This window comes from Salinivibrio sp. MA351, from assembly GCF_001996065.1.
Classification (GTDB): Bacteria; Pseudomonadota; Gammaproteobacteria; order Enterobacterales; family Vibrionaceae; genus Salinivibrio; species Salinivibrio costicola.
In genome coordinates this window covers 40,998-66,034 of record NZ_MUFG01000004.1, presented here as the reverse complement: position 1 = coordinate 66,034, position 25,037 = coordinate 40,998, and the positions used below count along the sequence as shown (strand labels likewise).

The following is a 25,037-nucleotide window of genomic DNA, read 5'->3' as shown; positions in this document are numbered from 1 at the left end:
ATGCATTAAGGATGGCGCTCCCACAGGGACTCGAACCCCGATCGATCGCTTAGGAGGCGACTGCTCTATCCTGTTGAGCTATGAGAGCGTGCGGCCATTATACGTAAAAACAGGCGCGATTTAAGCGCCTGTTTTCATTTAGTTAAGCCCTTTGGTCACTATATCGCCAATTTGAATGCTGCCGGTTAAGGTTTGAGGCTGAATCACAGCTTCTGCACTACTCTCATACACGCGAGCCACGGTCAGGGTGATACCGCTTTTGCGGCGCTGGGTGCGTACAATCCCTAAATCATCAGTGAAAGAAGCGACATGCCATAGGTTTAATTGATCACCTTGCTGCACACCATTCACACGGCCTACATTAATTTGCGCAATATTGTCTTTTAATGACACTATTTTAGGCTTACTGGCACGGCAAGCCAGTGAAGACTCGAGATCCAACAAAATATTTCGGCTCATCCGGCGCGCCATCTGCCCATAGGGTGATTGCCAAAACCGTGCCGTTTGCGTATCGACTTGGCTGTGTCGCTCAAACGGCCATTGCGCGATATCACGATAGCGGCGTTGGAAGATCACTTCCCCGCTCTCACTGTCCATCGCTTGTACATTGACCGCTAATTGTCGATTATTTTTAGCTTTACCGAAGCCACTATCATCCGTGGTGGCAGATAAGTCGGTGATCGCACCTGTCACAACAAACTGCGCGTCTTTGTCTTCCGCCAGCATGGTAATCGCGTTTGGCATATTGGGTGATACATCAACATTGGCGATCCCGCGTCCCACAAAACTTTGTGCATGCTGTTTAACTTCACGGCTCAATAGCACTGAAAAGTCATCACCGAATTGATAGATCCCACCTAACGCTGCCTGCTGTGGCGACATAATGGGGAAACGGGTTAACACTATGCCTTTTTTATACTGGGTTTTGTGGCAAGCGTTTGCCGAGGGGTAGATATCTAGCCGCAGGTTAACCACATAATTGCCACCTTGTGTGCCTTCCTCCAGCACTTGTACCTCGCGCACCGCGTTACCGCTAAATAGATAGTCAGGTTTTACTTGTGTATAAAAACGTTTGAGCTGCTGAAGGCTCCCCACATCGGCACCCGCAAAGCGAATGGCGTCAAAAGTTGCCGCTTCGAGTGCGCGCACGCGCGCCGCTTGCTGGCTTTCGAGTATAGGGGAACTGGCGGATACCTCATACCAGGCAGCGTGCGTGAACGGAGTGACAACAAAGCTAACAACCAGTGTTAGCCGCGCCAAAAGGGTTTTCATAGTCAAGATCTCACTTAGTGGGTACGGAAATTGCTTTAACTTCATTAACGCGTAGGGTAACGGCCTACCAATAAGATGACGCAAAGACGCTGATGCAAGTTGTGTTCCTAAATGAGAATGAGCAATCTAAGGTAAAGGTTTGACGACATTGACCGATACACTAGATAACACACTTGTCTCACATCGATGACTGAGCGCGGAGCATGATACGATGAAAAAGTGGATAGTGGCGATAGTAGCGCTATTGGTAACGGGCTGTGCTTATACGCCTATTTATAACGGTAAAGAGCCGTATTCAGGCAGTGAGTTTTTTCTTAAGCAGCGGCCACGCCACACACTCGACTATTTTTTAAATAGCATGGCGGATGAACTTTTAGCGACCAACGCTTATTTGACGGCACGCACACCGCTGGCCGTGACTTCGTTTGTCGATCTGCAAAATATGGGCGAAACAAACTGGTTAGGGAACACTGTCACCGAAGGGTTGATTTACCAGATGCAAAGACGTGGTTTTACGGTGGTAGACTTTAAGTCAACGGGCGCTATTCGGGTCACAGAAGAAGGTGATTTCACCATCAGCCGTGACTGGAAGGAGCTCGATCCTGAGCAGCAAATCGACTATGTATTAACAGGCACCATGCTGCGTCAAGGCGGTGGGGTGCTCGTCAATGCGCGTGTCATCGGTATGGAGTCGCGTGTGGTTGTCGCCTCAGCGCAAGGGTTTTTACCCGCGGACCGGATTGGCCGTGATATCGATAGCTTGTACAAGGTGCGTAAACGTGATGGTGTGATCATTCGCGACGATCAAAACCGCATGAAACGTGAAACCGTCGTACTAAAGCCTTAGCACAGGAAAAGAGTAAGGTAGATAAATGTTTAAAAGACATGGATTACTTTTCGCCGCATTATTGATGCTCTCTGCATGTCAGCCTCTTACCAGAATGAAAGAAGAAAGCATTATTTCGGCGGTTGGTATGGCCTCGATCAGCGCCCAACAAGGTGCGACCCAAGAAGACAAAGAAACACGGGCGATGCGCGCGTCTAAAGTGGACGCCTACAAAGAGTTGAGCGAGCAAGTTTATGGATTGCGGATAAGCAGCCGTGCGAGCGTTAACGATCAAAGTTTAGGTCGTGACAGCACACAAGGCGCCGTCGATGGCATTATTCGCGGCGCCGAAGTGGTGGCGAGTTACAAAGTTGGTGATAGTTACGTCACAGAGCTCGAACTGAACCTAGATACAATGCAAAAAATGAAACGCTATGGTGAGTCACAGCAGGTGCCAACCAACAACTCTATTATCTTCTAATGGCGTTGTCTGATTTTTCAATAATATGTGTGTGAACCACGACAATAAGGCGGGCCAAGTGCTCGCTTTTTTAGTTGGCTGATTGATTGTGATTAAAAACGACCGTTGCTTAATCTTTTTTTCGCGTTGAGACGGTTGAAGCTTTAATCGATGACAAATATTTGACGCGCAGGCTTAGAGAGGGGGCGAGGGGAAGATAGACAGCGCTTTTTAGGCTTTGATGTTAGTGCCGAGTGTTTTTCTCCCTGATGCATTGCCGTCCTGGTTGTAAGTCAGCTCTGATTTGCCACCGCTTTCTTGGAACAAGTTGCGCAGACGATGAATGCTTAAGCTGGCTCGTTGCAATGCAACGCCGTTGGTTTCGTTTTGTTGTTTACAGGTGGACAAACACGTTTGGATCGCGCTGATGTGTTCACGCATGGTTTCGTCATGATGGAGTGAATCACGTTCAGAGTGACGACTGATTTGCGCATCATTTCGCTGGATTTCATTGATTAACGCTTGTTTTTCTTTCGCGATGGCTTCGATATCATCCGATACACGGCTCGCGATGATACTGGCTTCTTGTTCAAGGAGCGTTTGCAGCGCTTGAACACACTCACGCTGTTGCTCGACAAGCGTCATTAAAGGCGCAGTAGGACTCATAACCACTCCGTCAGCTTAGCTTTCGTTTAGATCATTCTCAAAGCGCATCATGTTGGCAGCCAGCTTGTCAGCATCCACTCTATACGAACCGTTAGCAATCGCTTGCTTGATTTGCTCAACCTTCGCACTATCAAAGTGGGGCTCGGCGGCCATTTCTTGATTCATTTTGTCGATCTTCTGGCTTTGTTGGCTTAATGAAACAGCATCGTCTTGAGATTTCACTCCCTGCTGTTCACGGACCGCGCCGCCTTGTGTCTCTTGTGTTTTGGTCTGGTTACTGGTGTTTCGTGTGGTGGTCAGCGCTTGCTGGTTACCACGTAGTTGATCAATACTCGCCATAACATTGCCTTACTGTCAGTCGCTTTTGAGTCCGTCGCTCAGCATATCGGCACATTTTGCAGTTACTTTAGCATTGAGACGTAAAAAGTCAGAAATTAACCGTTACTTCGCCGACCGCTGAGATTGTAGCATCGACGAGACGTTTAGATTTGTTGTTCTTGACTTTTATTTGCTCACCTAGCGCTCCATCACTTAATGCCGTGCCTTTTGCAACAATATTGAGTCCGTTTCCTTGTGCAGTGATTAAAACGTCATCATTTCGACACACCGCACAGACATCACTACTGCTGATCGGTTCGCCCATCCCCACCGTCCGTTTGACTTTGGAACCAATCAAGCGGGCGGGCTGAGTATAGGTTCTACCGCGTTGAAACCGACTATTTACCATTTGAATGGCAAGATCATTTGAAGCAATAGTCATGCCACGATTAAGAGGCCGCTTCGCCACGACCGAGGGTGTCATCAGCGCAATCTTAACCGGAATGTACACTTGCCAGTTGTCTTGATCACAAGACACCATCACAGTAACCGACGTATTAAGCTGTTGTCGTCCAGGCACATCGGTATCCAAAGGAACAGGGCAGTCTGTTAAACGCATGCGAGAATCCAGATTACCTGCTGTAATATCGATTTTGCCGTTTTTGGGCACAGAAATAATGTCTGCAACATGTTTTTCTGCTGCATCTTGTACCGCTTCAATTTGACTTACTGTTGCAGCGGCTATACTTAAGCTAAAGCTTGCGAGCAAAGTGACGCTAAATAAGCGTAATATCTTGGACATAGTTCCAAACCATCGGTAGCGGACAAAGAAGAAATTTCCCTTCTTTCTCGAGAGTCATGTGATTACCCACTATGATTACCATGCTACTCTACAAAAAAAATGGGGCAATATGGAGTTTATCTTATGACAGGTGGTGTTCTTGATTCGGTCAACCAACGTACGCAGTTGGTGGGGCAGAACCGCTTAGAGTTGTTGACTTTCCGCCTGATGAGAAACCAACGCTTTGGCATTAATGTCTTTAAAGTCAAAGAGGTCTTGCAGTGTCCGCGATTGACGGCGATGGCGAATTTGCATCCTCTTGTCAAAGGCGTGGCCCATATTCGAGGTCAAACGATCTCTGTCATTGATATGAGCCTTGCAACGGGTGGGCCAGCTATTCCCGATCCTGAAAATCGATTTGTGATCATTTCAGAGTTTAACCGATCCATGCAAGGATTTTTGGTGGGTTCTGTTGAGCGCATTGTTAATATGAATTGGGAAAAAATACTGCCCCCGCCACAGGGAACGGGCCGCTCGCATTATCTGACAGCCGTCACTGAAATCGATAATGAGCTGGTTGAAGTGCTTGATGTCGAAAAAATCCTCAACGAAATCGCCCCAGTGAATGAGGAAATCAGCGAAGAAGTCTTGTCAAAACGTGAAGAGCGAGAGGAAAGCGCGCCCAGTAAGGTCTTGGTAGCGGATGATTCCAGTGTCGCGCGTCGACAAGTGAAACGTGCTGTAGAAAGTGTCGGCTATGACGTTATCCTCGTGCAAGATGGCAAAGAAGCGCTCGATAAGCTGAAAGAAATGGCCGCAGAGGGGAGTATCTATAGCCAGTTAGCCTTGGTGATATCCGATATCGAAATGCCTGAAATGGATGGGTACACGCTCACAACTGAGATTAGAAAAGATTCGAGTCTTAAAGATCTTCATGTAGTATTGCACTCATCACTAAGTGGGGTTTTTAACGAGGCGATGGTTCAGCGCGTCGGAGCCAACTCGTTTATCGCTAAGTTCGATCCAGATGAGCTGGGATCTACCGTCCTTGAAGCGGTTAAGTCGTAACGTAACCAGAGCGATTGAGTGAATTAATGACAAATGTAGCAATCAGTGATCAAGAATATCGGGACTTCTGTAAGCACCTCGAGTCCAAGTGTGGGATCGTACTCGGAGACAGTAAACAGTATCTGGTGCGTAGCCGACTGAGCCCACTTGTGAATAAATTTGGCTTGGCGTCACTGTCTGAGCTGGTTAAGTCGGTCATCACTGGACGAAATCGTGAATTAGCTGTTGCGGCCATTGATGCGATGACGACCAACGAGACGTTATGGTTTCGTGATACCTATCCGTATGAAGTCTTGGCACACCGTTTACTTCCAGAGCTGGCGAAAGCACGTAAACCAATCAAAATTTGGTCGTCAGCCAGTTCATCGGGGCAAGAGCCTTATTCGATTGCCATGACGGTCGCAGAAACACAGCAGCGAAAACCTGGGATGCTGAGCAGTGTCAGTATTACTGCGACAGATATTTCCACGTCGATGTTAGAGGCGTGTCGGCAGGGCATCTACGACAACTTAGCGTTGGGCCGCGGTTTATCTCCAGAGCGTCGCCGCACTTTTTTTGAAGATGTGGGTGACGGCAAAATGCGGATCAAAGACAGTATCAAGCGAATGGTGACTTTCCGTCCGCAAAACCTGATGGAAAGCTACAGTTTGCTGGGCAAGTTCGACATTATTTTCTGTCGTAATGTCTTGATTTATTTTTCTCCGGACATGAAAGCCAAGGTGCTTAATCAAATGGCAGGGGCGCTCAACCCCGGTGGGTATCTTATTCTCGGGGCGTCGGAGTCACTCACTGGTTTAACCGATAAGTTTGAGATGATCCGTTGTAATCCAGGCATCATCTACAAGTTAAAATAGCATTTTAAAAAGCGGCACAGTGTTTGCCGCTTTTTTGTTTAACACCTGCCTCCTCGCTGCATTATGTCGAAGTGTGAGTGCTTCGAACCCGCGTCCTACCTAGTGTTCACTTTAAAAAACAGTGCTAAATCGAAACTTGGCACTTTGTTTGCTTTATTCTATTCAGTAAGAATTCGGAGGTTGTCCATGGCGATTACATTTGACAATGCATTGGGTGTGCACCAGCACACCGTTGGCGTAAGAGGAAAGCGGGCAGAGACCTTGTCTAGCAATATCGCTAATGCCAACACGCCAGGCTATAAAGCGCAAGATATTGACTTTCAACGCGCGCTCAAGGCGGCAAGCTCCGAGGCAAGTATTGGCCTAAGTCGCACAAATGAGCGGCACATCGCTGCCTCTAGCCGGGTGACCGGAGAGAAAAAGTACCGTGTCCCATCACAGCCGGATACGGGCGATGGTAATACGGTTGATGCGCAGCTAGAAAAGAATTTGTTCATGCAGAACGCACTGGAATACCAGGCCTCACTCGATTTTCTTGGCTCTAAGTTCAAGAATATGAAGAAGGCATTGAATGGGAAATAATCGATGAGTTTGTTTAATATTTTTAACGTGTCGGGATCGGCCATGAGCGCCGAATCAGTACGATTGAACACCACATCAAGCAACCTGGCCAATGCCAATTCGGTGAGTAGCTCTGCTGAAGAGACGTACCGAGCACGGCATCCCATTTTCTCTGCGGAGCTTAATCGCTTTAAGCAGCAGGGCGAAAGTGTGCCGGTCAACATTGATGGTATTGTCGAAAGCCAGAAACCACTACGCGCGGAATATAACCCCAACCATCCGATGTCGAATGACGAAGGGTATATTTTTAAACCGAATGTGAATGTGATGGAAGAGATGGCGAACATGATTTCTGCGTCGCGATCTTACCAAACCAATGTTCAGGTCGCGGATGCGAGTAAACAAATGCTGATGCGTACGCTTCAGATGGGTCAGTAATGTAGGAGGCGAAGATGGCCGGAATTGACGGTACAGGTTCTAGTAACGGACTGTCCTACATTGACCAGCTAAAGGCGCAGCAAGAGAAGAAACTGCAAGAGAGGCAAGACTCGACCACGGGTAAGCAAGCACTCGAACAGGAAGACTTTCTCAAATTGCTCACCAAGCAGCTGTCACAGCAGGATCCGTCCAAACCTGTCGATAACGACAAGATGATCTCGCAGATGGCGTCGTTTGCCACGGTAGAGGGCATCGGCAAAATGAACAAGCAGTTTGATACGTTCAATGAGTCGATTACGTCCAACCAGGCATTACAAGCGTCATCGTTAGTAGGGCGTGACGTGCTAGTTCCCGGCTCCACCGGTGTGAAAGGTGAAACGGGCGGTGTCGCGGGCATGGTGAAGCTGCCTCAAGCGCTAGATAATGTCAGTGTTCGAATTGAGAACGAACAAGGACAACTATTGAGAACGTTCAGTATGGGTGCCAAACCACCAGGTGATCATCGCGTCGAGTGGGATGGGATGGATGACAACGGCAATCCTATGCCGGAGGGCACTTACAAGCTCAAGGTGAGTGGCATGGTTGATGGACAGACACAAGAGTTTGATGTGTCCACCTATGCCAATGTGAACAGTGTTTTGCTGGGGAATGGTGGTGGCAATGTGATGTTAAATATTGCTGGCTTTTCCTCACCGATGAAACTGGCTGAAGTGCTAGAGGTCGGTAATGCCGACGTCGGTAATGTGACGAAAGGCTGACCGATTTATTAGGAGTGAAAAGCAATGGGTTTTAATATTGCGTTAAGTGGCCTTGGTGCGGCCCAGAAAGACATGAACACCACCAGTAACAACATTTCTAATGCCAATACCTATGGCTTTAAGGAATCTCGCGCAGAGTTTGGTGATGTGTATTCGACGTCGATCTTCTCAAACTCGAAGACTACCAACGGCACAGGTGTTCAAACATCGACCGTGGCGCAGCAATTCCACGAAGGCTCGAGTATTTATACCAATAATCCGCTCGATTTGCGGATTAGCGGCAATGGTTTCTTCGGTGTGTCAAATGACAAGCTGCAAAACAATGATTACCATTTAACCCGCAACGGTGCTTTCCACCTTGATAAAAATAACGACATTATCAATTCCGAAGGTCAGTACTTGCTCGGTTACAATGTCGATCCTGATACCCAGCAGGTCTCTTCTTATGAGCCTCAGTCTCTTAATGTACCGGATCAGTTTGGTCAGCCTCGTGCGTCACAAAATGTTGATATTGGTTTGAACTTACCAGCTGGCGGTGCGCAAAAAGATCCGACCCAGTTTAATTTTGAAGACCCTGAAACCTACAACAAGCAAACCTCTGCAACGGTTTATGATTCGCTTGGTCAGCCGTATAAGTTGTCGACGTATTATGTGAAAGGTAACGATCCGGCCAATCCCAATAGCTGGTCTGTGTATTACACCATGACGGATCCTGAAGGTGAAAAGCCGGTGAATATCCAAGGTGGCAATTCAACCAATGCCACTGGACAGGTTGGTCACACCATCGACTTTAACTCAGATGGTTCAGTGAACAATATTAATGGCGGTAATCCGATCGTGACCGATGCCTTGGGCCCAACAGGCGCTGGATTAGAGATGAACGGTGCCAACGGTGATCAGCAGCTCACGCTCAACTTTGATAACCCGACTCAGTATGCCGCGCCGTTTGAGATGCGCAAATTTTCTGATGATGGGGCGACGACAGGCTATTTGACCAAGGTCGATATTGATCCGAAAGGGACCATTATGGCGACCTACAGTAATGGTGAAAACATCGCATTAGGCCGGGTTGGCATGGTGCGTGTTGCCAACCAGCAAGGCTTAGCACAGGTGGGTAACACCCAGTGGGATATCACCCAAGACTCGGGCGATCCCATTTTTGGTGAGGCGATGCAAGGCGCATTTGGTCAAGTGAAAAGCGGGACCATTGAGCAATCTAATATCGATATGACTCAAGAGCTGGTCGATTTGATCACCGCGCAACGTAATTTCCAAGCGAACTCGCGAGCGCTGGAAGTGAGTAACCAGATGCAACAGAATATCTTGCAAATCCGTTAAGCTCGCTTTTATTGCCGCCTGCCCGTCAGGCGGCAAGTCCTCGCCTTCGTTTGCTTCTTTTATCTCCCCTTTCTTGATTTTCTCTTTCTATCTTTCTGAAAAAACATGCATTTAATTAATGGCACGCTCCTTGCTTTGTTACCTACAGAACGATTGTGGAGGCAACCAATATGGATCGCGCGTTATACCTCGCCATGAGTGGCGCTAAGCAAGATATGCAGGCAATGCAGTTGCGCGCCAACAACCTAGCCAATGTCAGTACCACGGGATTCCGAGCTGATCTTGAGCAGTCACGCTCTATGCAAGCTTACGGTGAGGGATTACCAAGCCGAGTTTTTAATATGACTGAGCGACCTGGTTATAGCTTCGAGCAAGGCTCCACCATCACAACCGGCCGTAATCTTGATGTGGCCGTTCAAGGTGAAGGCTGGATGTCGGTATTAGACAGCCAAGGCCAAGAAGGCTACACCCGTGCCGGTCACTTGAAAGTGGATCAAACTGGGTTACTTCAGAACAGTAACGGCAATCTCATTTTGGGTGAAAATGGCGGGCCGATCTTTATTCCTTTGCCGGCGGCAAGAATTGAAGTCGGAAAAGAAGGGGGCGTCTCGGTATTGCCCCAGGGGGCGCCGCCTGATGCTATGGAAGTGGTGGATAGAATTAAACTCGTTCGCCCAGATAACCAAGACCTTTTCAAAGATAAAAATGGGGTATTTAAGCCCAAAGAACCTGGCACCGTATTTCCAGCGGATGCAGGTGTGACGTTACAAACGGGAGCTTTAGAGGGCAGTAACGTTAACGCAGTGGGTGAAATGACGGGGCTGATTGACTTGCAACGTCACTTTGAAATGCAAGTGAAGTTAATGAAAACCACAGAAAAAATGGACGAGTCGTCTTCATCGTTATTGCGGCTTGGCTAAGGTTTATTAAGAGGAAGTAATTATGCATCCAGCATTATGGGTCAGCAAAACCGGACTTGATGCGCAGCAAACTAATATTTCGACGATTTCGAATAACCTAGCCAACGCATCAACGGTCGGTTTTAAAAAGTCACGCGCGGTATTTGAAGATCTTTTTTATCAAAACATTAATCAACCGGGCGGCCAATCATCTCAGAACACAGAGCTGCCGAGTGGTTTGATGTTGGGGGCAGGGTCAAAGGTCGTTGCCACTCAGCGTGTCCATACCAATGGTAATGTACAAACAACAGACAATGCGCTCGACATGATGATCGAAGGCGATGGCTTTTTCCAAGTGTTGCTCCCCGACGGCAACATGGGTTACCAACGCAATGGTCAGTTCACCCTCAACGATGAGGGGACTATCGTTACCTCAGGGTCGGGCTATACACTGGAGCCTGAAATCACGATACCGGATGATGCTGTACAGGTGACCGTCGGCACGGATGGCGAAGTCTCTGTCCGTTTGCGCGGTCAGCAAGAAAACCAAGTCTTGGGTCAAATCACGACGGTGGATTTTATTAACCCAGGTGGTTTGGAGCCGGTTGGTCAGAATATCTACCTACCCACAGGCGCCAGTGGTGATCCGCAAGAAGGCGTACCAGGCCTGAATGGGTTTGGCGAAGTAAAACAATCGATGCTCGAAACTTCAAACGTCAATGTAACCGAAGAACTGGTCAATATGATCGAAGCCCAACGTGTTTATGAGATGAACTCTAAAGTTATCTCATCCGTTGACCAGATGCTCAGTTACGTAAATCAACAGTTATAAGCATGGTGAAGGTGTAAGGGGGCAATGATGACGGTGCAACGTGGATTAATATCGGGCCTTTTCTTTGCCACGCTCCTAGGGATGAGCGGTTGTTCATTGCCGGGGCAGCAAGATACAGGCAGTGATCTTGACCAAGCCACCTCGACCACGGATGCGGTTGAAGGCGATACAACACCGGAAGGTGAGGGCTTGATTGGTTTGTTACGTCAACGTGAAGATCCCAAAGCTGACGATCCGTCTTGGTCTCCGATTCGCCCGCAACAGCCCCCGGAGCACTATGCAACGGCGACAGGATCTCTGTTTAATACCAGCCAACAGCGTGATTTATATAATGGCTCAAAACCCAGTGGACTTGGGGATATCGTGACGGTCATGCTTGAGGAAAACACTCAGGCTCAAAAAAGTGCGAGCTCCGATTTGGCCAAGTCAAACGACTTGAGCATGGATCCTCTGTCCTTAGGAGGGGAGGAAATCACCATTGGCGAGCGCACCTTGTCGTATGAAGTGAGCAATGATAATTCATCAACGGGTTCTTCATCGGCAGATCAAAGTAATAGTTTGCAAGGCTCTATTTCAGTACAAGTGATTAATGTATTGGCCAATGGCAACTTAATGGTGCGCGGCGAAAAATGGTTAACGCTGAACTCAGGCGATGAATACATTCGCTTGAGCGGTACCATTCGACCCGCCGATATTGGCCCGGATAATACCATTGCTTCAACCCGTATATCCAATGCCAGAATTCAATATTCCGGTACCGGCGAGCGACAAGATACCCAAGAACAAGGCTGGTTGGCACGATTCTTTAATGTCACCTTGTAGCCCTATATTGTGACGGAGAGTTGACGTGAAAAAGTGGTTGTTATCGATAGTCTTGCTGGTTGTAGCCACACCAAGTCTTGCGGCTCGAATAAAAGACGTTGCCGAGGTTGCTGGGGTCAGGAGTAACACGTTGACGGGCTATGGTTTAGTGGTCGGTTTGCCGGGGACAGGTGAAAGCACTGATTTTACTGACCAAAGTTTTAAGTCGATGCTAAATAACTTTGGTATCGAACTTCCTACTGATACAACCCCTCAATCGGACAATATCGCCGCAGTCGCAGTGACCGCAGACCTCCCTGCGTTTGCCAAACAGGGTCAAAAACTTGACGTGACTGTGTCATCGATTGGATCGGCGGAAAGTTTAAGAGGGGGAACCTTGCTCCAAACCTTTCTGAAAGGGCTGGATGGCAACGTCTATGCCACCGCACAAGGCAACTTAATTGTCGGTGGGTTTAGTGCCACGGGGGCCGATGGTTCACAACTGGTGGGGAATACCCCTACGGTGGGGCGGATCACCAATGGCGCTACCGTTGAGCGGGAAGTGCCGAATCCATTTGGTCGTGGTGATTACCTGACATTCAATCTATTTCAATCTGATTTTACCACCGCTCAGCGGATGGTGGATGCGATTAACCGCTTTCTAGGGCCATCAACAGCGTCTGCGATGGATGCTACGTCGGTGCGTGTCAGAGCGCCACGTGATGTGAGCCAGCGGGTCGCGTTTTTATCCACCTTGGAAAATATTGAATTTCAACCTGGAGATGGTGCGGCTAAAATCATCGTCAATTCTCGTACGGGCACCATTGTGGTGGGACAAAATGTGCGCCTTCGTCCAGCTGCAATTACGCATGGCGGCATGACCGTCTCGATTCAAGAAGACTTTAATGTCGATCAGCCCAACCCATTAGGTGGTGGGGAAGCGGTAGTCACACCGGATACCGAGATCAATGTCGAAGAAGAAGAAGGGCGAATGTTCCACTTTAAACCAGGCGTGACCTTGGACGATTTAGTTCGCGCAGTCAATGGCGTGGGGGCTGCCCCCTCAGACTTGATGGCCATCTTGCAAGCGCTAAAACAAGCCGGTGCCATCGATGGTCAGTTGATAGTCATATAAGGTACAGCAATGAAATCTCCTGTTGATAGTCAATTTGTACACGATATTAGCCAGCTTGATTCGTTGCGCCGTCAAGCGACTAAAAATGGCGATGGCGATAAAAGTGCCGCATTACGCTCTGCGGCAGAGCAATTTGAAGCCTTGTTCACCCAGATGCTGTTTAAATCAATGCGTGATGCCAATGAAGCGTTCGAGTCCGATCTCATCGACGATCGCACCTCTAAGTTTTATGAGCAAATGGCAGACGAACAAATGGCAAGTGAACTCAGCCGAGAGGGATCGCTGGGGCTGGCTGATATGATTGTGGAACAACTGGGCCAGGCTCTGGGCGATAGTGAACCTGACTTGGAAGATGCGGCGCGCACATCGGCGCAATCTTTGCCTTTGGATCAAAATCGAAGTCGAGAGGCGGCAGAAAAAGCGATTGCCGCGCTGGATAGCCAGTCGATTGCCCCACCGGCAGCGGGAAGTGAGGCGGGACAACGTAATGAAGGCTTTGATTCGCCTGCCGCATTTGTTGATACATTAGCGCCTCATGCACGACGCGCGGCGCGGGCACTTGGCACCGATCCAGCAATCATTTTAGCACAAGCTGCCTTGGAAACCGGCTGGGGTAAAAAAGTGATCGCCAATGCCCGTGATAACAGCCATAACTTGTTCAATATTAAAGCGGATCCACGCTGGAGCGGAGACAAAGTCGCGACGCAAACACTCGAAGTGTATGATGGGATCCCGGTGAAAGAAACGGCGAGTTTCCGCGCGTATCCATCCTATCAAGAGAGTTTTGATGATTTTGTTTCGTTTTTACGAGAAAACCCCCGTTACGAGCAAGCCCTGTCTCAATCTGCGCAACCTGAACAGTTTATTCGCGAACTCCATCAAGCGGGCTATGCCACTGATCCTGAGTATGCCGACAAAGTTATCCGTGTGCTCGATCAAGTCCGTGGCATGATGGAATAATTGAGCGGCAGGCAAAGGCTTGCCGTTTTTTATTTTAGCTTGATTTTTTATGCCTTTAAATCAGTTAATATCTTGTTTTACATCGCTTTAAAACCCCCTCTACCTTCTCTGGCCTGATTTTTGCTTTACTTTGATTATCTCGTTTTAATTGCCGGGTTACTTGGAGGCACAATGGGCTTGGACCTGCTTTCCCTTGGATCGCAAGGCGTACTGACTGCGCAGCGACAGCTGAATACAACAGGTCACAATATCTCTAACGTGAATACGGAAGGGTATAGCCGTCAATCCGTTGAGCAACAAACCAATGATCCGCAATTTTGGGGTGGCAACAACTACGGTACCGGTGTTCATGCTGCTGCGGTACGCCGTAACTACGATAAGTTCGCGGTTAATGAACTGAATGTGGCGACCTCGAACTTGTCTCACGCCGCCGCGCGCAACGATCAACTCGGTCGACTCGACGATATGATGGCGCATTCAGCCAAAAAAATTCCTGAAAACATGAATGAATTCTACGGCGCGGTTAAAGGGTTAACTGATAGCCCCAGTGATATGGGGGCGCGAAAAGTCGTGCTCGAAAAAGCGCGAATGGTCGCTGCCGGTATGAACGACGTCTATGGCGTGTTACAGCAGCAATCAATTGATACCTCGTCACAAATTGATGCCACGGTAAAGCGAATGAACGACATCGGCCAAGAGCTGGTGGATGTGCATAAGGCAATACTTAAAACTCCCGCCGAAGCTAATGATCTATTGGACCGTCATGACAAATTGATCCGAGAGCTGTCTGAGTACACCCAGGTAAGCGTGAATGCACGCGAAGATGGTCTTTTCAATGTCATCATTGGCAGTGGCCATATGCTGGTATCCGGGATGAATAGCAGTGAGTTAACTACCTTGCCGGGTGAGCCGGATCATCAAGAGCGTCGTTTAGCCCTCGTTGAAGGTAAGAGTGTGAAAGCCATTTCGAATAGCGATATTCGCGGTAAACTCGGTGCGTTATTTGAGTACCGTGATGACACACTCAGCCAAGCGCGTGACGAGTTAGGCCGAATGTCGATTGGGTTTTCTCAGGCGTTGAATGATTTGCAGGGACAAGGCTTCGATCTTAATGGTGAAGTGGGCAAAAATATCTTTACCGATTTTAACAGTGATCGCATCGCCCGTTCTCGCGTGGTTCAAAACGGTGACTCCACCGCGGACCTTAAAGTTTATATCGATGATTTGCAAAAGCTTAAACCGGGTGACTATCAACTTAAGTTCGATGGCACACAATATACGCTGACCGCCCCAGACGGCAAACAATCCGCCGTCACCCCTAGCGGTACGCCTCCCAGCTTCAATGTCGACGGAATGCGTGTTCAAATTGATGCAGGATTGGCGGCCAATGAGCGAGTATTAATTCGCCCGGCACGGTCAGCGGCAGGGCAAATGCGGGTGGCGATGGAAGATCCTGCTGATATTGCAGCACAAAGCTATATTAGTGGTAGCTCGGTGAGTAAAGGTGAGGGCGACGTCCGTGTACTGCAAAGTGGCGGACAAAAAGAATTTCAAGTTCGAATCTCACCGGATGGCAGCCAATTTGCGGTGACAGACACCAAAGGTCAAATCTTGGTTGCGCCTCAAGCTTATCCACCTGGTGGGCCGATAGACGTGAATGGGACCGTGATTGATCTTAATGATAAAGCGGTGCCTGACGATGTCTTGGCCGTAAGCTTGATCCCGGCGGATGGCGACAACAGTAACTTAATTCGCATGCAAGAGTTGCAAACGCAAAAGTTGATGGATAATGGCCGCTCCACCGTGCTTGATGTCTATGAAGGGCTGAGTACCGATTTAGGGGTGCAAAAAGCGTCGTATGAGCGTTTGCAGGATGTGAGTATGGTTGAACATGATGCGGCAGAAGGACGTGTCGCCCAAGTGTCTGGGGTTAACCTTGATGAAGAGGCGGCGAATATGATGAAGTTTCAACGCGCTTATATGGCGGCGTCACGCATCATGACTGCGGCCAATGAAACCTTTGATTCTCTGCTCAATGCAACGCGATAAGGGTCGATCAGTATGATTAGTCGTATTGCTAGTTTTCATAATTACCAATCTGTCTCCAACGACATTATGCGCCAAAATGTAAAGGTGCAAGATAATCAGGAGCAAATGGCGACCGGAAAACGTGTGATCACATCCGGCGATGACCCCGTCTCATCAATCTATATTCAGAACTTTCGCCAGCAAGATGAGCAGATTGATCAGTTTATTGATTCGATCACCTTGGCGAGAAATCGTCAAACACGTGAAGAGATCGCTATTGATGAATCAGAGCAAATCATGGATGGCGCCAAGCGTAAAGTGATGGCGATGATTAATGGTTCGTTATCGGTGGAAGACCGCACTGCGCACCGCCAAGATCTGCAAGGAATGTTTGATAACTTTATGGACTTGGTGAACACCAAGGACGAGTCAGGCAACTTCTTGTTCTCCGGCACCCAAACCAGTACCCAGCCTTTTTATCGTGATACCCAAGGCAATGTCCGTTATGCCGGCGACAGTTACTTTCGTACGGCTCAAGTAGCGCCTGCAGTAGAAGTGCCGACCTCCGATCCCGGCGATAAGATGTTTATGGAAATTGATAACCCTTTTGGCGATTATCAACCGGAATACGATCTTGAAGATGGATCTCTGCTGTTGCTGGCAAACGCGGAAAATAGCAATGATGCTGATACGGCCAACTATTCGGTGTCGTTTGATGTTAATGCGAGTGGTGATACCACGTACTCACTGATGCAAGATGGCACCGAAGTCAGTGCTGGCCTGTACGATCCGCAAACCGGCATTGAGTGGAACACGCTCAAAATGACCTTTGAAGGTGAGATGGGGCCGGGTGATACTATCAACTTAGAAAGACAAGATAGCTTCAATATCTTCGATGCGTTTAAAAATGGTGCGGCTTTATCGTATGCGGATATCGATGATGCCTCGGCAACGGCAGAGCTCCATCAAGTCACTGAGCAGTTTTCAGCCGCCTTTAAACACTTGAACAAAGCACGCTCAGAAGTGGGAACGCGGTTGACCACGCTCGATCGACAAGAAAGCATGCATAAAGATTTTAAATTAGTGTTGAATCGCTCTTTGGGTACCATGGAAGATTTAGATTATACCCAAGCCGCCATCGATATGAACGAAGATATGCTGGCACTGCAAGCGTCCCAGCAGGCATTTGCTAAGACTAAAGATCTTTCGTTGTTTAATTATATCTAACCCAAGGTTGAAGCCTTAGGTTACCGCAAGGTACCAGCGGTGAATAAAAAACGGGGCCGTCTCAGCGGCCCCGTTTTTATTGGTAGAGGGTGATTCCCCCCTTTTTACCGACCGAGATCGTCAACCATACGGCGTGCTATCGCATCAAGCAGTGGCTGTTTGTCTTTGATCATTGGCGGATAACTAAATGCATACTCTGCGTAGCCTGGCATCGACTCTGGCGTTTGTATATCGCTCTCTTTATGGCCGGCAAAAAACACATAGCAAGGTGTGCCGACGGCAACCGTCAGCCGATGCACCGCTGTCCCCGCAGTAAATACCCCCGAGAGCTGTTTGATCGCATGCGCGGTCCCCATAAAATCATTTTTAAGATCCAATCCGGGCAGTGACACGATCTCAACGCCCGTTTGTTTTTTGATTTTACTCAGCTCTTTTTCACACTCACCATATTGTAAATTGACAAACTGGGCGTTAGGACAAAGCTGGCGAACGGCTTTTATCCAGCCTGCTAATTCTTCAGCCACCAAGTAGTGAATGTTACGGGTGGCAGCCGCGAGACCACTGCGCCAGCATAGCCCAAACACAGGCCCTTTCTGATGCAATTTAGCTAACGGTGCTATCCAAGGCGCATGGGTTGCGACATCAGGAACAATATAGGTTTGCTGATAAAGATGACGGTCAAAGTGGTGATAGCACAACCCTGCCAGTGATCCACCGGCCACCCAACTATCAATGTCAGCGAGAACATGCTCAGGGACGAAAATATCTTTTCCATCTTTGCGAGAAATCGGCACAATTTCTGTACTTGGAAATGCTTGACTCAGTAAGGGCTCTAGACGCGGATCGCAGCCAACGTACACTTTTCGAGCACGCTCAACCACCATTGCCACGTTATGAAAATAGGCGAGTTCATCCCCGACACCTTGCTCAGGCATAATGAGTACGGCATCGGTTTGTGGTCGCGACAAATCCCAACGGGGTAAATCACCGTGGTATTTGAGTCGACGGCCGCAATCAAGTCCTGCTTCATTCGCCGAGTAAAACTTATCCCACGCCATTTGGGTACGATAGACAAAGGCAAGGTTAAACCGCAGCGCATGATCATCGGGTTGCGCCGCTAATAACGTTTCTAGGCGATGTTGGGCTTGATCGATATTTCCCATATACCACTCGAGCTCGCCTAATTGTGCATTTAAGGTATTCGCTTGTTTATCGCTGACATGAACGAGAGCCTTCTCGTGGATCTGGTAGCAATCGGTCAATTTATCTTGCGTAAACTGATGATGTTGCTTGAGTCGCTCGAAGGTAGCACGGGCATAGGCATAGTGTAATTCTCCGCGCTCGGGGTCATCACGCAAACATTGCTTGGCCAGTTTACTCGCTTCCAACCAATTGGCTTCCTTGAGATACACCACCAACAGTTGGTGCAAAAATGCTGGATCTTGAGTTTGCTTATGGGCTTGCAAGCAGCGTTGGCGAGCGCTTGTATACGCACCGAGCCCTGACTCTGCTCTTACCAAAAGCAGTTGCCACACTTGATGAGATTGCGCCTTGTCATTACCGCGTAATAAGAGCTGCTGGGCCTTACCGTATTCTTGTTCATCAAGCGCATGCTGAGCCAACGCCATCAATGCAGGAGGGTAGTCGGGCTCAAGCGTTAGTATCGTTTGATAAAGTTGTTCGCTTTGTGCCGTGTGGCCATCCTTCATCAAATTAGCGGCCAACGCCATGGTTTTGTTGATTTCCTCAGCCAGACCTTGATTTTTAATTTGATGCAATTCATCACGCAAAGCATGTGTACGACGGCTTTCACCTTGCAAGCCAAGTTTTGCGGTTAACTGTTCACGTAAACTAAGGATATCTTGGTTGGTGGGAGCGGCGGCAAACAAAGCGTCGACAATGTCTAAGGCCGCTTTGTTGTGGCCTTGCTGGGTGAGCAGTTGCGCTTTGTCGAACAACAGAGAGTGATCATCAGGCGCGAGCGTAAGGGCATGTTCAAGATGTGTCATCGCTTGGCGATATTGCCCTTGTTCCGCATCTAATACGGCGAGAACCTGCCGCACGGGAACGGTATCTGGCGCCTGGCTCAGTATCTGTTCAAAAACTTGCCGTGCATCGACTTTATTGCCGTCTTGATAGAGGCGAATACCGAGCTGGAACGCGTCATCCAGCGTCATATTCGTTTGACCGTCGTTTTTTTGCGTCATCAGTGACTTCGTCCTGTTATTTATGATTGCCTCGACTTAGTGTCAAGACGCTGGTGGGATGATGAGTGTTATCTATCTGCAAACAATATCTGCAAAAAATATGCCTTCTAGCTCAGTCGTTACCGGAGTTGGCCGCCTATTTGCAAGCGTACATCGACAAGCGATAGACCGGTCATGCCGGCAACCGAAGGCGAGGCGTTGCCGCTATATTGCCGCTGGTACAGAAAATCGGCAGATTCCGCTGTCATTATTGCGCTCTATTATACAACAAAAATCTAGTAAGACACTGATTTTGAAAGGTTTTAAAAAGTTGGCACATATATTGTATTTAATCAACCAAGCGGCCAGTTTTTGAACGGGCTGAGACTAAAACTGATTAACAAGCTGTTCCCGCAGCACCGCCATTACACAGTGCAACACGTCGCGGGTAGGCTGTTTCGCAAAGCAAGCGAAAGTCAAAGGAGAGCAAAATGGGTGTAACAGTTAACACCAACGTGTCTGCGATGACTGCGCAGCGTTACCTGAATAAAGCGACCGATGAGTTGAACAATTCAATGGAACGTCTGTCGTCAGGTAGCCGAATCAACAGTGCTAAAGACGACGCGGCGGGTTTGCAGATATCTAACCGATTAGTGGCCCAAACTCGAGGGCTTGATGTGGCAATGCGGAACGCCAATGATGGTATCTCGATTGCCCAAACTGCCGAAGGGGCTATGCAAGAGTCTACCAATATTTTGCAGCGTATGCGGGACCTTTCCTTGCAATCTGCTAACGGTGCCAATGGTAAATCTGAACGTGTGGCTATCCAAGAAGAGATCGAGGCACTGAAAGATGAGCTGAACCGAATTGCAGAAACGACAGCTTTTGGTGGACGTCGATTACTGAATGGTTCGTTTGGTGAAGCCTCGTTCCAAATTGGTGCTGACGCCGGTGAAGCGATCATTATGGGACTCTCGAGCATTCGTGCAGATGATTTCCGTATGGGTGGCGTGGAATTTGTCGGCAGTCAACCCAAATCAGCTGGCTGGGAAGTGGATGGTGCAGCCTCGACATTACAGCTGCAATTTACCACGAAAGAGGGTGAAAACGTCAGCTTAAGTATCGGCGCGAAAGCAGGCGATGATGTGGAAGAGCTGGCAAGCTATATCAACGGCCAGTCAGATGAAATGCTCACCGCGTCCGTTGACGAGGAAGGACAGCTGCAAATCTTTATTGAAGAGAATAAAGTCGCAGGTGCCGTCAATTTTAGTGGTGGACTCGCCGCCTCTCTGGGCATGGTTTCGGGTAACGGTGACTTAGTGACAGCGGCAGACCTCGATGTGTCCGATGTCGGTGGTGCTCAAATGGCTGTTGGCGTTGTCGATGCGGCGATGCGTTATATCGACAGTCAGCGGGCGGATTTGGGCGCGAAGCAAAATCGACTCAGCCACACCATTAGCAACTTGTCGAATATCCAGGAAAATGTGTCGGCTTCAAACAGTCGTATTCGAGACACAGACTTTGCGCGTGAAACGACGGCAATGACCAAAGGTCAAATCCTACAGCAGGCGGGTACCTCGATGCTGGCTCAGGCCAAACAGATGCCGCAAGCAGCATTGAACCTTCTGCAATAACCTCTCGTTTTTACGGGTAAAAAAAAGCGGCAAGCGGTTGCCGCTTTTTTTATGCTAATTTTTATCAAAATCCCACTAAAGATATCTCTCCTTTGGGCGTTAACCTTCATAGCGCCATACGGCATCGGTATTAATACCGACACGCACAACAAAAAAGCTAAAGCTTTCTCAACGTGCGCCGCTACATGGGTTGTGAACAATTTTACACTGGTTTTCCCTGGTCAGCTGGGCGAAGCCGGACCTAGAACCTAAGGAGAATAGTTATGGCTATTACTGTTAACACTAACGTCCCTGCGATGACAGCTCAGCGATTTTTGAATAATTCGACCGATGCGCTGAACAACTCAATGGAGCGTTTGTCATCCGGCTCTCGTATCAACAGTGCCAAAGATGATGCGGCAGGTCTTCAGATTTCTAACCGCTTGATGGCACAAAGCAGTGGCTTGGGTGTGGCTGTTCGAAATGCCAATGACGGTATCTCAATGGCGCAAACCGCTGAAGGGGCGATGGAAGAGTCAAGCAACATCTTGCAACGTATGCGTGACTTGTCACTGCAATCCGCTAACGGTGCTAACGGTGACTCTGAACGTAGCGCAATTCAAGAAGAAGTGGTCGCGCTGAAAGACGAGCTAAACCGTATCGCAGAAACCACCTCGTTCGGTGGTGCCAAGCTCCTCAACGGCACATTTGGTACGCGTTCGTTCCAAGTGGGTGCTGATGCTGGTGAAGCGGTGATGATGGAGTTCAAAAACATCCGCGCTGACCACAGTGAAATGGGTGGCGCTAGCTTTACGGCTACGAATGGTAAGTCAGCAGGGTGGACAGCTACTGCCGGTGCAACCATGGCAATCAATATCACCAATGCGGATGGCACCTCAACGTCGATCAATGTAACGGCGAAAGGCGGTGATGACATTGAAGAAATCGCGACCTACATTAATGGTCAGGCTGACGATAAACTCAGTGCATCGGTGACGGAAGACGGTGAGCTGCAAATTGTCACTGGGGCAGGTTCGGATGCAACCTTCTCAGGGGCGCTGGCTACGTCGCTCTCCATGGGAACCAAAGTGGATGAAACCATCAAAGATGTGGATGTTTCGTCTATGGGTGGCGCACAAAAAGCGGTCGGTATGATCGATAATGCGATGCAATTTATCGACTCTCACCGTGCTGAATTGGGTGCGAAGCAAAACCGTTTGAGCCATACAATTGCGAACTTGGATAACGTCAATGAAAACGTATCGGCCTCGAACAGCCGAATCCGTGATGTTGATTTCGCGAAAGAAACAACGAACTTGACCAAATCGCAAATTCTGCAGCAGTCTGGTACCTCGATTTTGGCGCAAGCCAAGCAGGCGCCACAAGCGGCACTGAGCTTGCTCGGTTAACCATTCACGAGCGGCGGCCTAATCGCCGCCGCTACGTTTTTGGAGGTGAATAGCAATGGACATTTCATCCGTTTCCAATTCATCCCTGCTGCACTCAAAACCCTCTGATGGCACAAAGATTGCAAAAGATGTAAGAGTTGGAAAAACGCAGTCTGATCCGGTGAATCAGCATCAGCAAGCTGAACGCCGAGAAGCGCGAGAATCAATGCAGCAACGGCGTGTTGAACAGTCGCAGCGCATTGAGGAAAACCGTCAGCTACAACGACAACAGCTTGAAAAGCTGGTCGCCCGGCTGGATGAGTTTATGTCTGACTTTAACAAAGGGCTCGCATTCCGACTGGATGAAGACACAGGACGTAGCATTGTCACCGTGTATGAAATGAACAGTGGCGATATCATCCGTCAAATTCCAGAAAAAGAAATGTTAGAGCTTGCTAAGCAATTGTCGCAACACGCGCGAGGGCTGGTCACAGAGAAGGTGTAACGAGGTGAGAGAGTCGTTATGAGTGTAAAAGCAGCAGGCATGGGCGGTGGCATGGATATTAATGCCATGGTCACTAAAATCGTGGATGCTGAACGTGCACCCAAGCAAGAGCGGATTATCAAACGCACTAATGACGTTGAAACCGACATTAGTGCGTTTGGTCGCTTAAAAGATTCTCTCGCGACACTTAAAACCCAGATGTATGATTTTCGTCGTAACGAAGGTTTTTCGGCGAGAACCACATCGGTGAGCAACCCCGACGCGCTCGGTGCTACGGCAACCCCGGACGCCATCCCTGGACGTTATCAGATTGATGTACAGCAACTTGCGGGGGCTCATAAGCTTGTCTCGCCAGGCGTCGATCCTGATGCCTCGTTGGGTACGGGTAAACTTACGATCACCATGGGTAATCGCACCAGTGTGATCGATGTACCACAAGGCAAAGACAGCTTGGCTGACGTTGTGCGGGCGATTAACAACGATCCTAAAAACCCCGGGATCCAGGCGTCGCTTATCCAAGACGATAGTGGCGCACGTATGGTGCTAAACGGTAATAAAACCGGGGAAACGAATCGGATCGAAGTGAATGTTGATGCTCAGATAGGCAGTGCACTCCACCAGTTAGGGTTTCAAGCTGGACAAGCTAATAATGGCATGACGCAAATGCAGGCAGCACAAGATGCCAAGATATTGATTGATGGTATCGCCTCGGTGTCCAGTACAACCAATACATTTGATAATGCTATCGAGGGTGTCTCGTTAGAAGTTGACCAAACCAGTGATAAGCCACTTTCACTGGCGGTAGAGCATGACCGAGAATCGGTACGATCAACGATTACGTCTTTTGTTGATAATTACAATGCGTTCTTCCGTGTCTCTCAAGCCGTTAGCCAATATGATCCCGAAACGCAACAAGGCGGTCCGTTGGCGGGTGAAAGTGTGATACGTACGGCGACCAGTCGGTTACGTAACTTATTTTCATCCCCGATAGAGAAAGCGCCTGAAGGGATGAAAACATTGAGTGAACTTGGGGTGACGACCACCATGGATGGCCGTTTAGAAATCGACAATAAAGTGTTAGACCGCCAGCTGCGTCAAAACTTTAACGCTTTAGAAGGTTTTTTCGGTGGCAATGATGGCTTTGCGCGTCAATTAGAGCAGGTGGTCAATGGGTTCACCGGCGCGGGTGGGGCGATCAGTAACCGTGAAAGCACGCTTTCAGAGCAAAAGCTGAGATTACGTGATGATCAGCGTGAGTTAGATAGACGCATGGAAAGCTTAGAGTCACGAACCATGCAGCGCTTTTCTGCGATGGAAGAAGCAACGAGTCAAATGCGTTCTCAATTGCAAGCAATGCAAAACATCATGCCAGGTTAGCCATGACAGAGATTGCGGATTGGCTCGTCACGTTAGAGGTAATGGATGCAGACATTGCTCAGCACTTAACCTTAAGTGACATTGATCCAGAAAAGCTGGCTCAACAATTGCATGATAGAAAAACGCTGCTCGATAAGATTGCAGCGTCAACACAGGCGCCGAGTCATCCACAATGGTCCGAGGCGTTGGCAAGAACAAAAACGCTCATTGATACGCTCGAAGAGCACAAAGCAGAATCTGCCAAGCGCTTGTTACAGCAGCGCAAGGGGAAGCAGTCTGTGCAGCTGTATAAGAAATTTCAATAGGTGAGGAAGACTATGAGAGGCTCACTACAGGCCTATAAGAAGGTCTCTGTTGACAGTCAGTTAAGCGCCGCGTCGCCTCATAAGGTTATCCAGATGCTGATGGCCGGGGCTATTGAGCGTTTAATTCAAGGCAAGGCGGCGATGGCACAAGGCGATTTATCCGTCAAAGGTGAGCGCCTAGGTAAGGCATTGGATATTATTATCAATCTACGGGCTTGTTTATCTATGGATGAGGGCGGTGATATCGCGGATAATTTGGATGCCATTTATGACTTTATGATTCGACAAGTCAGTGCCGCCAACTTAGACAATACGCCAGAACCCATTGACGATGTGATTGAGCTATTGCGAGAGATAAAATCAGCTTGGGACCAGATTCCCTCTGAATACCATAATATGACCCAAGCGACCAGTTAAACCGCCTACCAAACGACGGACATG

Annotated in this window: 26 protein-coding genes and 1 tRNA gene; 21 read left to right on the top strand and 6 right to left on the bottom strand. The window is 48.7% G+C overall.

Annotated features, from left to right (window positions below):
* Nucleotides 1-12: 12 nt before the first annotated feature.
* A tRNA-Arg gene (locus tag BZG78_RS04015) sits at nt 13-88 on the bottom strand.
* 50 nt (nt 89-138) lie between these two features.
* Nucleotides 139-1,272, bottom strand: coding sequence for a flagella assembly protein FlgT (locus tag BZG78_RS04010; protein WP_021023025.1), 1,134 nt, complete (start codon nt 1,270-1,272; stop codon nt 139-141).
* 211 nt (nt 1,273-1,483) lie between these two features.
* Here BZG78_RS04010 and BZG78_RS04005 point away from each other — a divergent pair, with 211 nt between their 5' ends.
* Nucleotides 1,484-2,119, top strand: a complete 636-nt coding sequence (locus BZG78_RS04005) for a FlgO family outer membrane protein (RefSeq protein ID WP_077460288.1) — start codon at nt 1,484-1,486, stop codon at nt 2,117-2,119.
* Between the two features lie 25 nt (nt 2,120-2,144).
* Entirely contained in the window at nt 2,145-2,579 is a 435-nt protein-coding gene (locus tag BZG78_RS04000; protein ID WP_021023027.1) for an LPP20 family lipoprotein, read from the top strand.
* A gap of 210 nt (nt 2,580-2,789) precedes the next feature.
* On the opposite strand, the gene BZG78_RS03995 is transcribed toward BZG78_RS04000, so the two are convergent.
* The 3 genes from BZG78_RS03995 to flgA form a co-directional block, all read right to left on the bottom strand.
* On the bottom strand, nt 2,790-3,224 hold the full coding sequence (locus BZG78_RS03995; protein ID WP_077460290.1) for a flagellar protein FlgN: 435 nt from the start codon (nt 3,222-3,224) through the stop codon (nt 2,790-2,792).
* 15 nt (nt 3,225-3,239) lie between these two features.
* Nucleotides 3,240-3,563 carry a flagellar biosynthesis anti-sigma factor FlgM gene (gene flgM / locus BZG78_RS03990; protein WP_021023029.1) on the bottom strand — a complete coding sequence of 108 codons (324 nt, stop codon included), beginning with the start codon at nt 3,561-3,563 and terminating at the stop codon, nt 3,240-3,242.
* An 88-nt stretch (nt 3,564-3,651) separates the two neighbouring features.
* Nucleotides 3,652-4,344, bottom strand: a complete 693-nt coding sequence (gene flgA, locus BZG78_RS03985) for a flagellar basal body P-ring formation chaperone FlgA (protein ID WP_077660443.1) — start codon at nt 4,342-4,344, stop codon at nt 3,652-3,654.
* Nucleotides 4,345-4,467: 123 nt separating this feature from the next.
* On the opposite strand from flgA, the gene BZG78_RS03980 reads away from it, so the two are divergent.
* The 13 genes from BZG78_RS03980 (at nt 4,468) to flgL (ending at nt 17,222) form a co-directional block, all read left to right on the top strand.
* Entirely contained in the window at nt 4,468-5,391 is a 924-nt protein-coding gene (locus BZG78_RS03980) for a chemotaxis protein CheV (RefSeq protein WP_021023031.1), read from the top strand.
* Between the two features lie 26 nt (nt 5,392-5,417).
* Nucleotides 5,418-6,245, top strand: a complete 828-nt coding sequence (locus tag BZG78_RS03975; RefSeq protein WP_077660442.1) for a protein-glutamate O-methyltransferase — start codon at nt 5,418-5,420, stop codon at nt 6,243-6,245.
* Nucleotides 6,246-6,431: 186 nt separating this feature from the next.
* A complete protein-coding gene (gene flgB / locus BZG78_RS03970) occupies nt 6,432-6,827 on the top strand; it encodes a flagellar basal body rod protein FlgB (RefSeq protein WP_021023033.1) in 396 nt (131 codons plus the stop codon).
* 3 nt (nt 6,828-6,830) lie between these two features.
* A complete protein-coding gene (gene flgC, locus BZG78_RS03965) occupies nt 6,831-7,244 on the top strand; it encodes a flagellar basal body rod protein FlgC (RefSeq protein WP_021023034.1) in 414 nt (137 codons plus the stop codon).
* Nucleotides 7,245-7,258: 14 nt separating this feature from the next.
* Entirely contained in the window at nt 7,259-8,002 is a 744-nt protein-coding gene (gene flgD / locus BZG78_RS03960; RefSeq protein WP_077646277.1) for a flagellar hook assembly protein FlgD, read from the top strand.
* Between the two features lie 24 nt (nt 8,003-8,026).
* Nucleotides 8,027-9,340, top strand: coding sequence for a flagellar hook protein FlgE (gene flgE / locus BZG78_RS03955; protein ID WP_077460295.1), 1,314 nt, complete (start codon nt 8,027-8,029; stop codon nt 9,338-9,340).
* 170 nt (nt 9,341-9,510) lie between these two features.
* Complete coding sequence (locus tag BZG78_RS03950; protein ID WP_077460296.1) at nt 9,511-10,260, top strand: flagellar basal body rod protein FlgF; 750 nt, start codon at nt 9,511-9,513, stop codon at nt 10,258-10,260.
* 22 nt (nt 10,261-10,282) lie between these two features.
* Nucleotides 10,283-11,071, top strand: a complete 789-nt coding sequence (gene flgG, locus BZG78_RS03945) for a flagellar basal-body rod protein FlgG (protein ID WP_021023038.1) — start codon at nt 10,283-10,285, stop codon at nt 11,069-11,071.
* An 81-nt stretch (nt 11,072-11,152) separates the two neighbouring features.
* Nucleotides 11,153-11,893, top strand: a complete 741-nt coding sequence (locus BZG78_RS03940; RefSeq protein WP_242412982.1) for a flagellar basal body L-ring protein FlgH — start codon at nt 11,153-11,155, stop codon at nt 11,891-11,893.
* A 25-nt stretch (nt 11,894-11,918) separates the two neighbouring features.
* Nucleotides 11,919-13,007 carry a flagellar basal body P-ring protein FlgI gene (locus tag BZG78_RS03935; RefSeq protein WP_077660441.1) on the top strand — a complete coding sequence of 363 codons (1,089 nt, stop codon included), beginning with the start codon at nt 11,919-11,921 and terminating at the stop codon, nt 13,005-13,007.
* Nucleotides 13,008-13,016: 9 nt separating this feature from the next.
* Complete coding sequence (gene flgJ, locus BZG78_RS03930) at nt 13,017-13,967, top strand: flagellar assembly peptidoglycan hydrolase FlgJ (RefSeq protein WP_077660440.1); 951 nt, start codon at nt 13,017-13,019, stop codon at nt 13,965-13,967.
* A 171-nt stretch (nt 13,968-14,138) separates the two neighbouring features.
* The gene (gene flgK, locus BZG78_RS03925) at nt 14,139-16,016 is read left to right on the top strand and encodes a flagellar hook-associated protein FlgK (protein ID WP_077576575.1); all 1,878 of its coding nucleotides are present in this window, start codon (nt 14,139-14,141) and stop codon (nt 16,014-16,016) included.
* A gap of 12 nt (nt 16,017-16,028) precedes the next feature.
* Nucleotides 16,029-17,222, top strand: coding sequence for a flagellar hook-associated protein FlgL (flgL, locus tag BZG78_RS03920; protein ID WP_021023043.1), 1,194 nt, complete (start codon nt 16,029-16,031; stop codon nt 17,220-17,222).
* Between the two features lie 104 nt (nt 17,223-17,326).
* On the opposite strand, the gene BZG78_RS03915 is transcribed toward flgL, so the two are convergent.
* Nucleotides 17,327-19,429, bottom strand: a complete 2,103-nt coding sequence (locus tag BZG78_RS03915; RefSeq protein ID WP_077660439.1) for a tetratricopeptide repeat protein — start codon at nt 19,427-19,429, stop codon at nt 17,327-17,329.
* Nucleotides 19,430-19,899: 470 nt separating this feature from the next.
* Between BZG78_RS03915 and BZG78_RS03910 the strand changes: the two genes are divergently transcribed.
* The 6 genes from BZG78_RS03910 (at nt 19,900) to fliS (ending at nt 25,013) form a co-directional block, all read left to right on the top strand.
* Nucleotides 19,900-21,042, top strand: a complete 1,143-nt coding sequence (locus BZG78_RS03910) for a flagellin (RefSeq protein WP_077660438.1) — start codon at nt 19,900-19,902, stop codon at nt 21,040-21,042.
* Nucleotides 21,043-21,305: 263 nt separating this feature from the next.
* On the top strand, nt 21,306-22,430 hold the full coding sequence (locus tag BZG78_RS03900) for a flagellin (protein ID WP_077660436.1): 1,125 nt from the start codon (nt 21,306-21,308) through the stop codon (nt 22,428-22,430).
* 55 nt (nt 22,431-22,485) lie between these two features.
* Nucleotides 22,486-22,914, top strand: coding sequence for a flagellar protein FlaG (locus BZG78_RS03895; RefSeq protein WP_021023049.1), 429 nt, complete (start codon nt 22,486-22,488; stop codon nt 22,912-22,914).
* 18 nt (nt 22,915-22,932) lie between these two features.
* Nucleotides 22,933-24,291: a flagellar filament capping protein FliD gene (gene fliD / locus BZG78_RS03890; RefSeq protein WP_077660435.1), complete on the top strand. Its 1,359-nt coding sequence runs from the start codon at nt 22,933-22,935 to the stop codon at nt 24,289-24,291.
* A 2-nt stretch (nt 24,292-24,293) separates the two neighbouring features.
* Nucleotides 24,294-24,596, top strand: coding sequence for a hypothetical protein (locus tag BZG78_RS03885; protein WP_021023051.1), 303 nt, complete (start codon nt 24,294-24,296; stop codon nt 24,594-24,596).
* A 12-nt stretch (nt 24,597-24,608) separates the two neighbouring features.
* Nucleotides 24,609-25,013 carry a flagellar export chaperone FliS gene (fliS, locus tag BZG78_RS03880; RefSeq protein WP_021023052.1) on the top strand — a complete coding sequence of 135 codons (405 nt, stop codon included), beginning with the start codon at nt 24,609-24,611 and terminating at the stop codon, nt 25,011-25,013.
* The last annotated feature ends 24 nt before the right edge of the window (nt 25,014-25,037 follow it).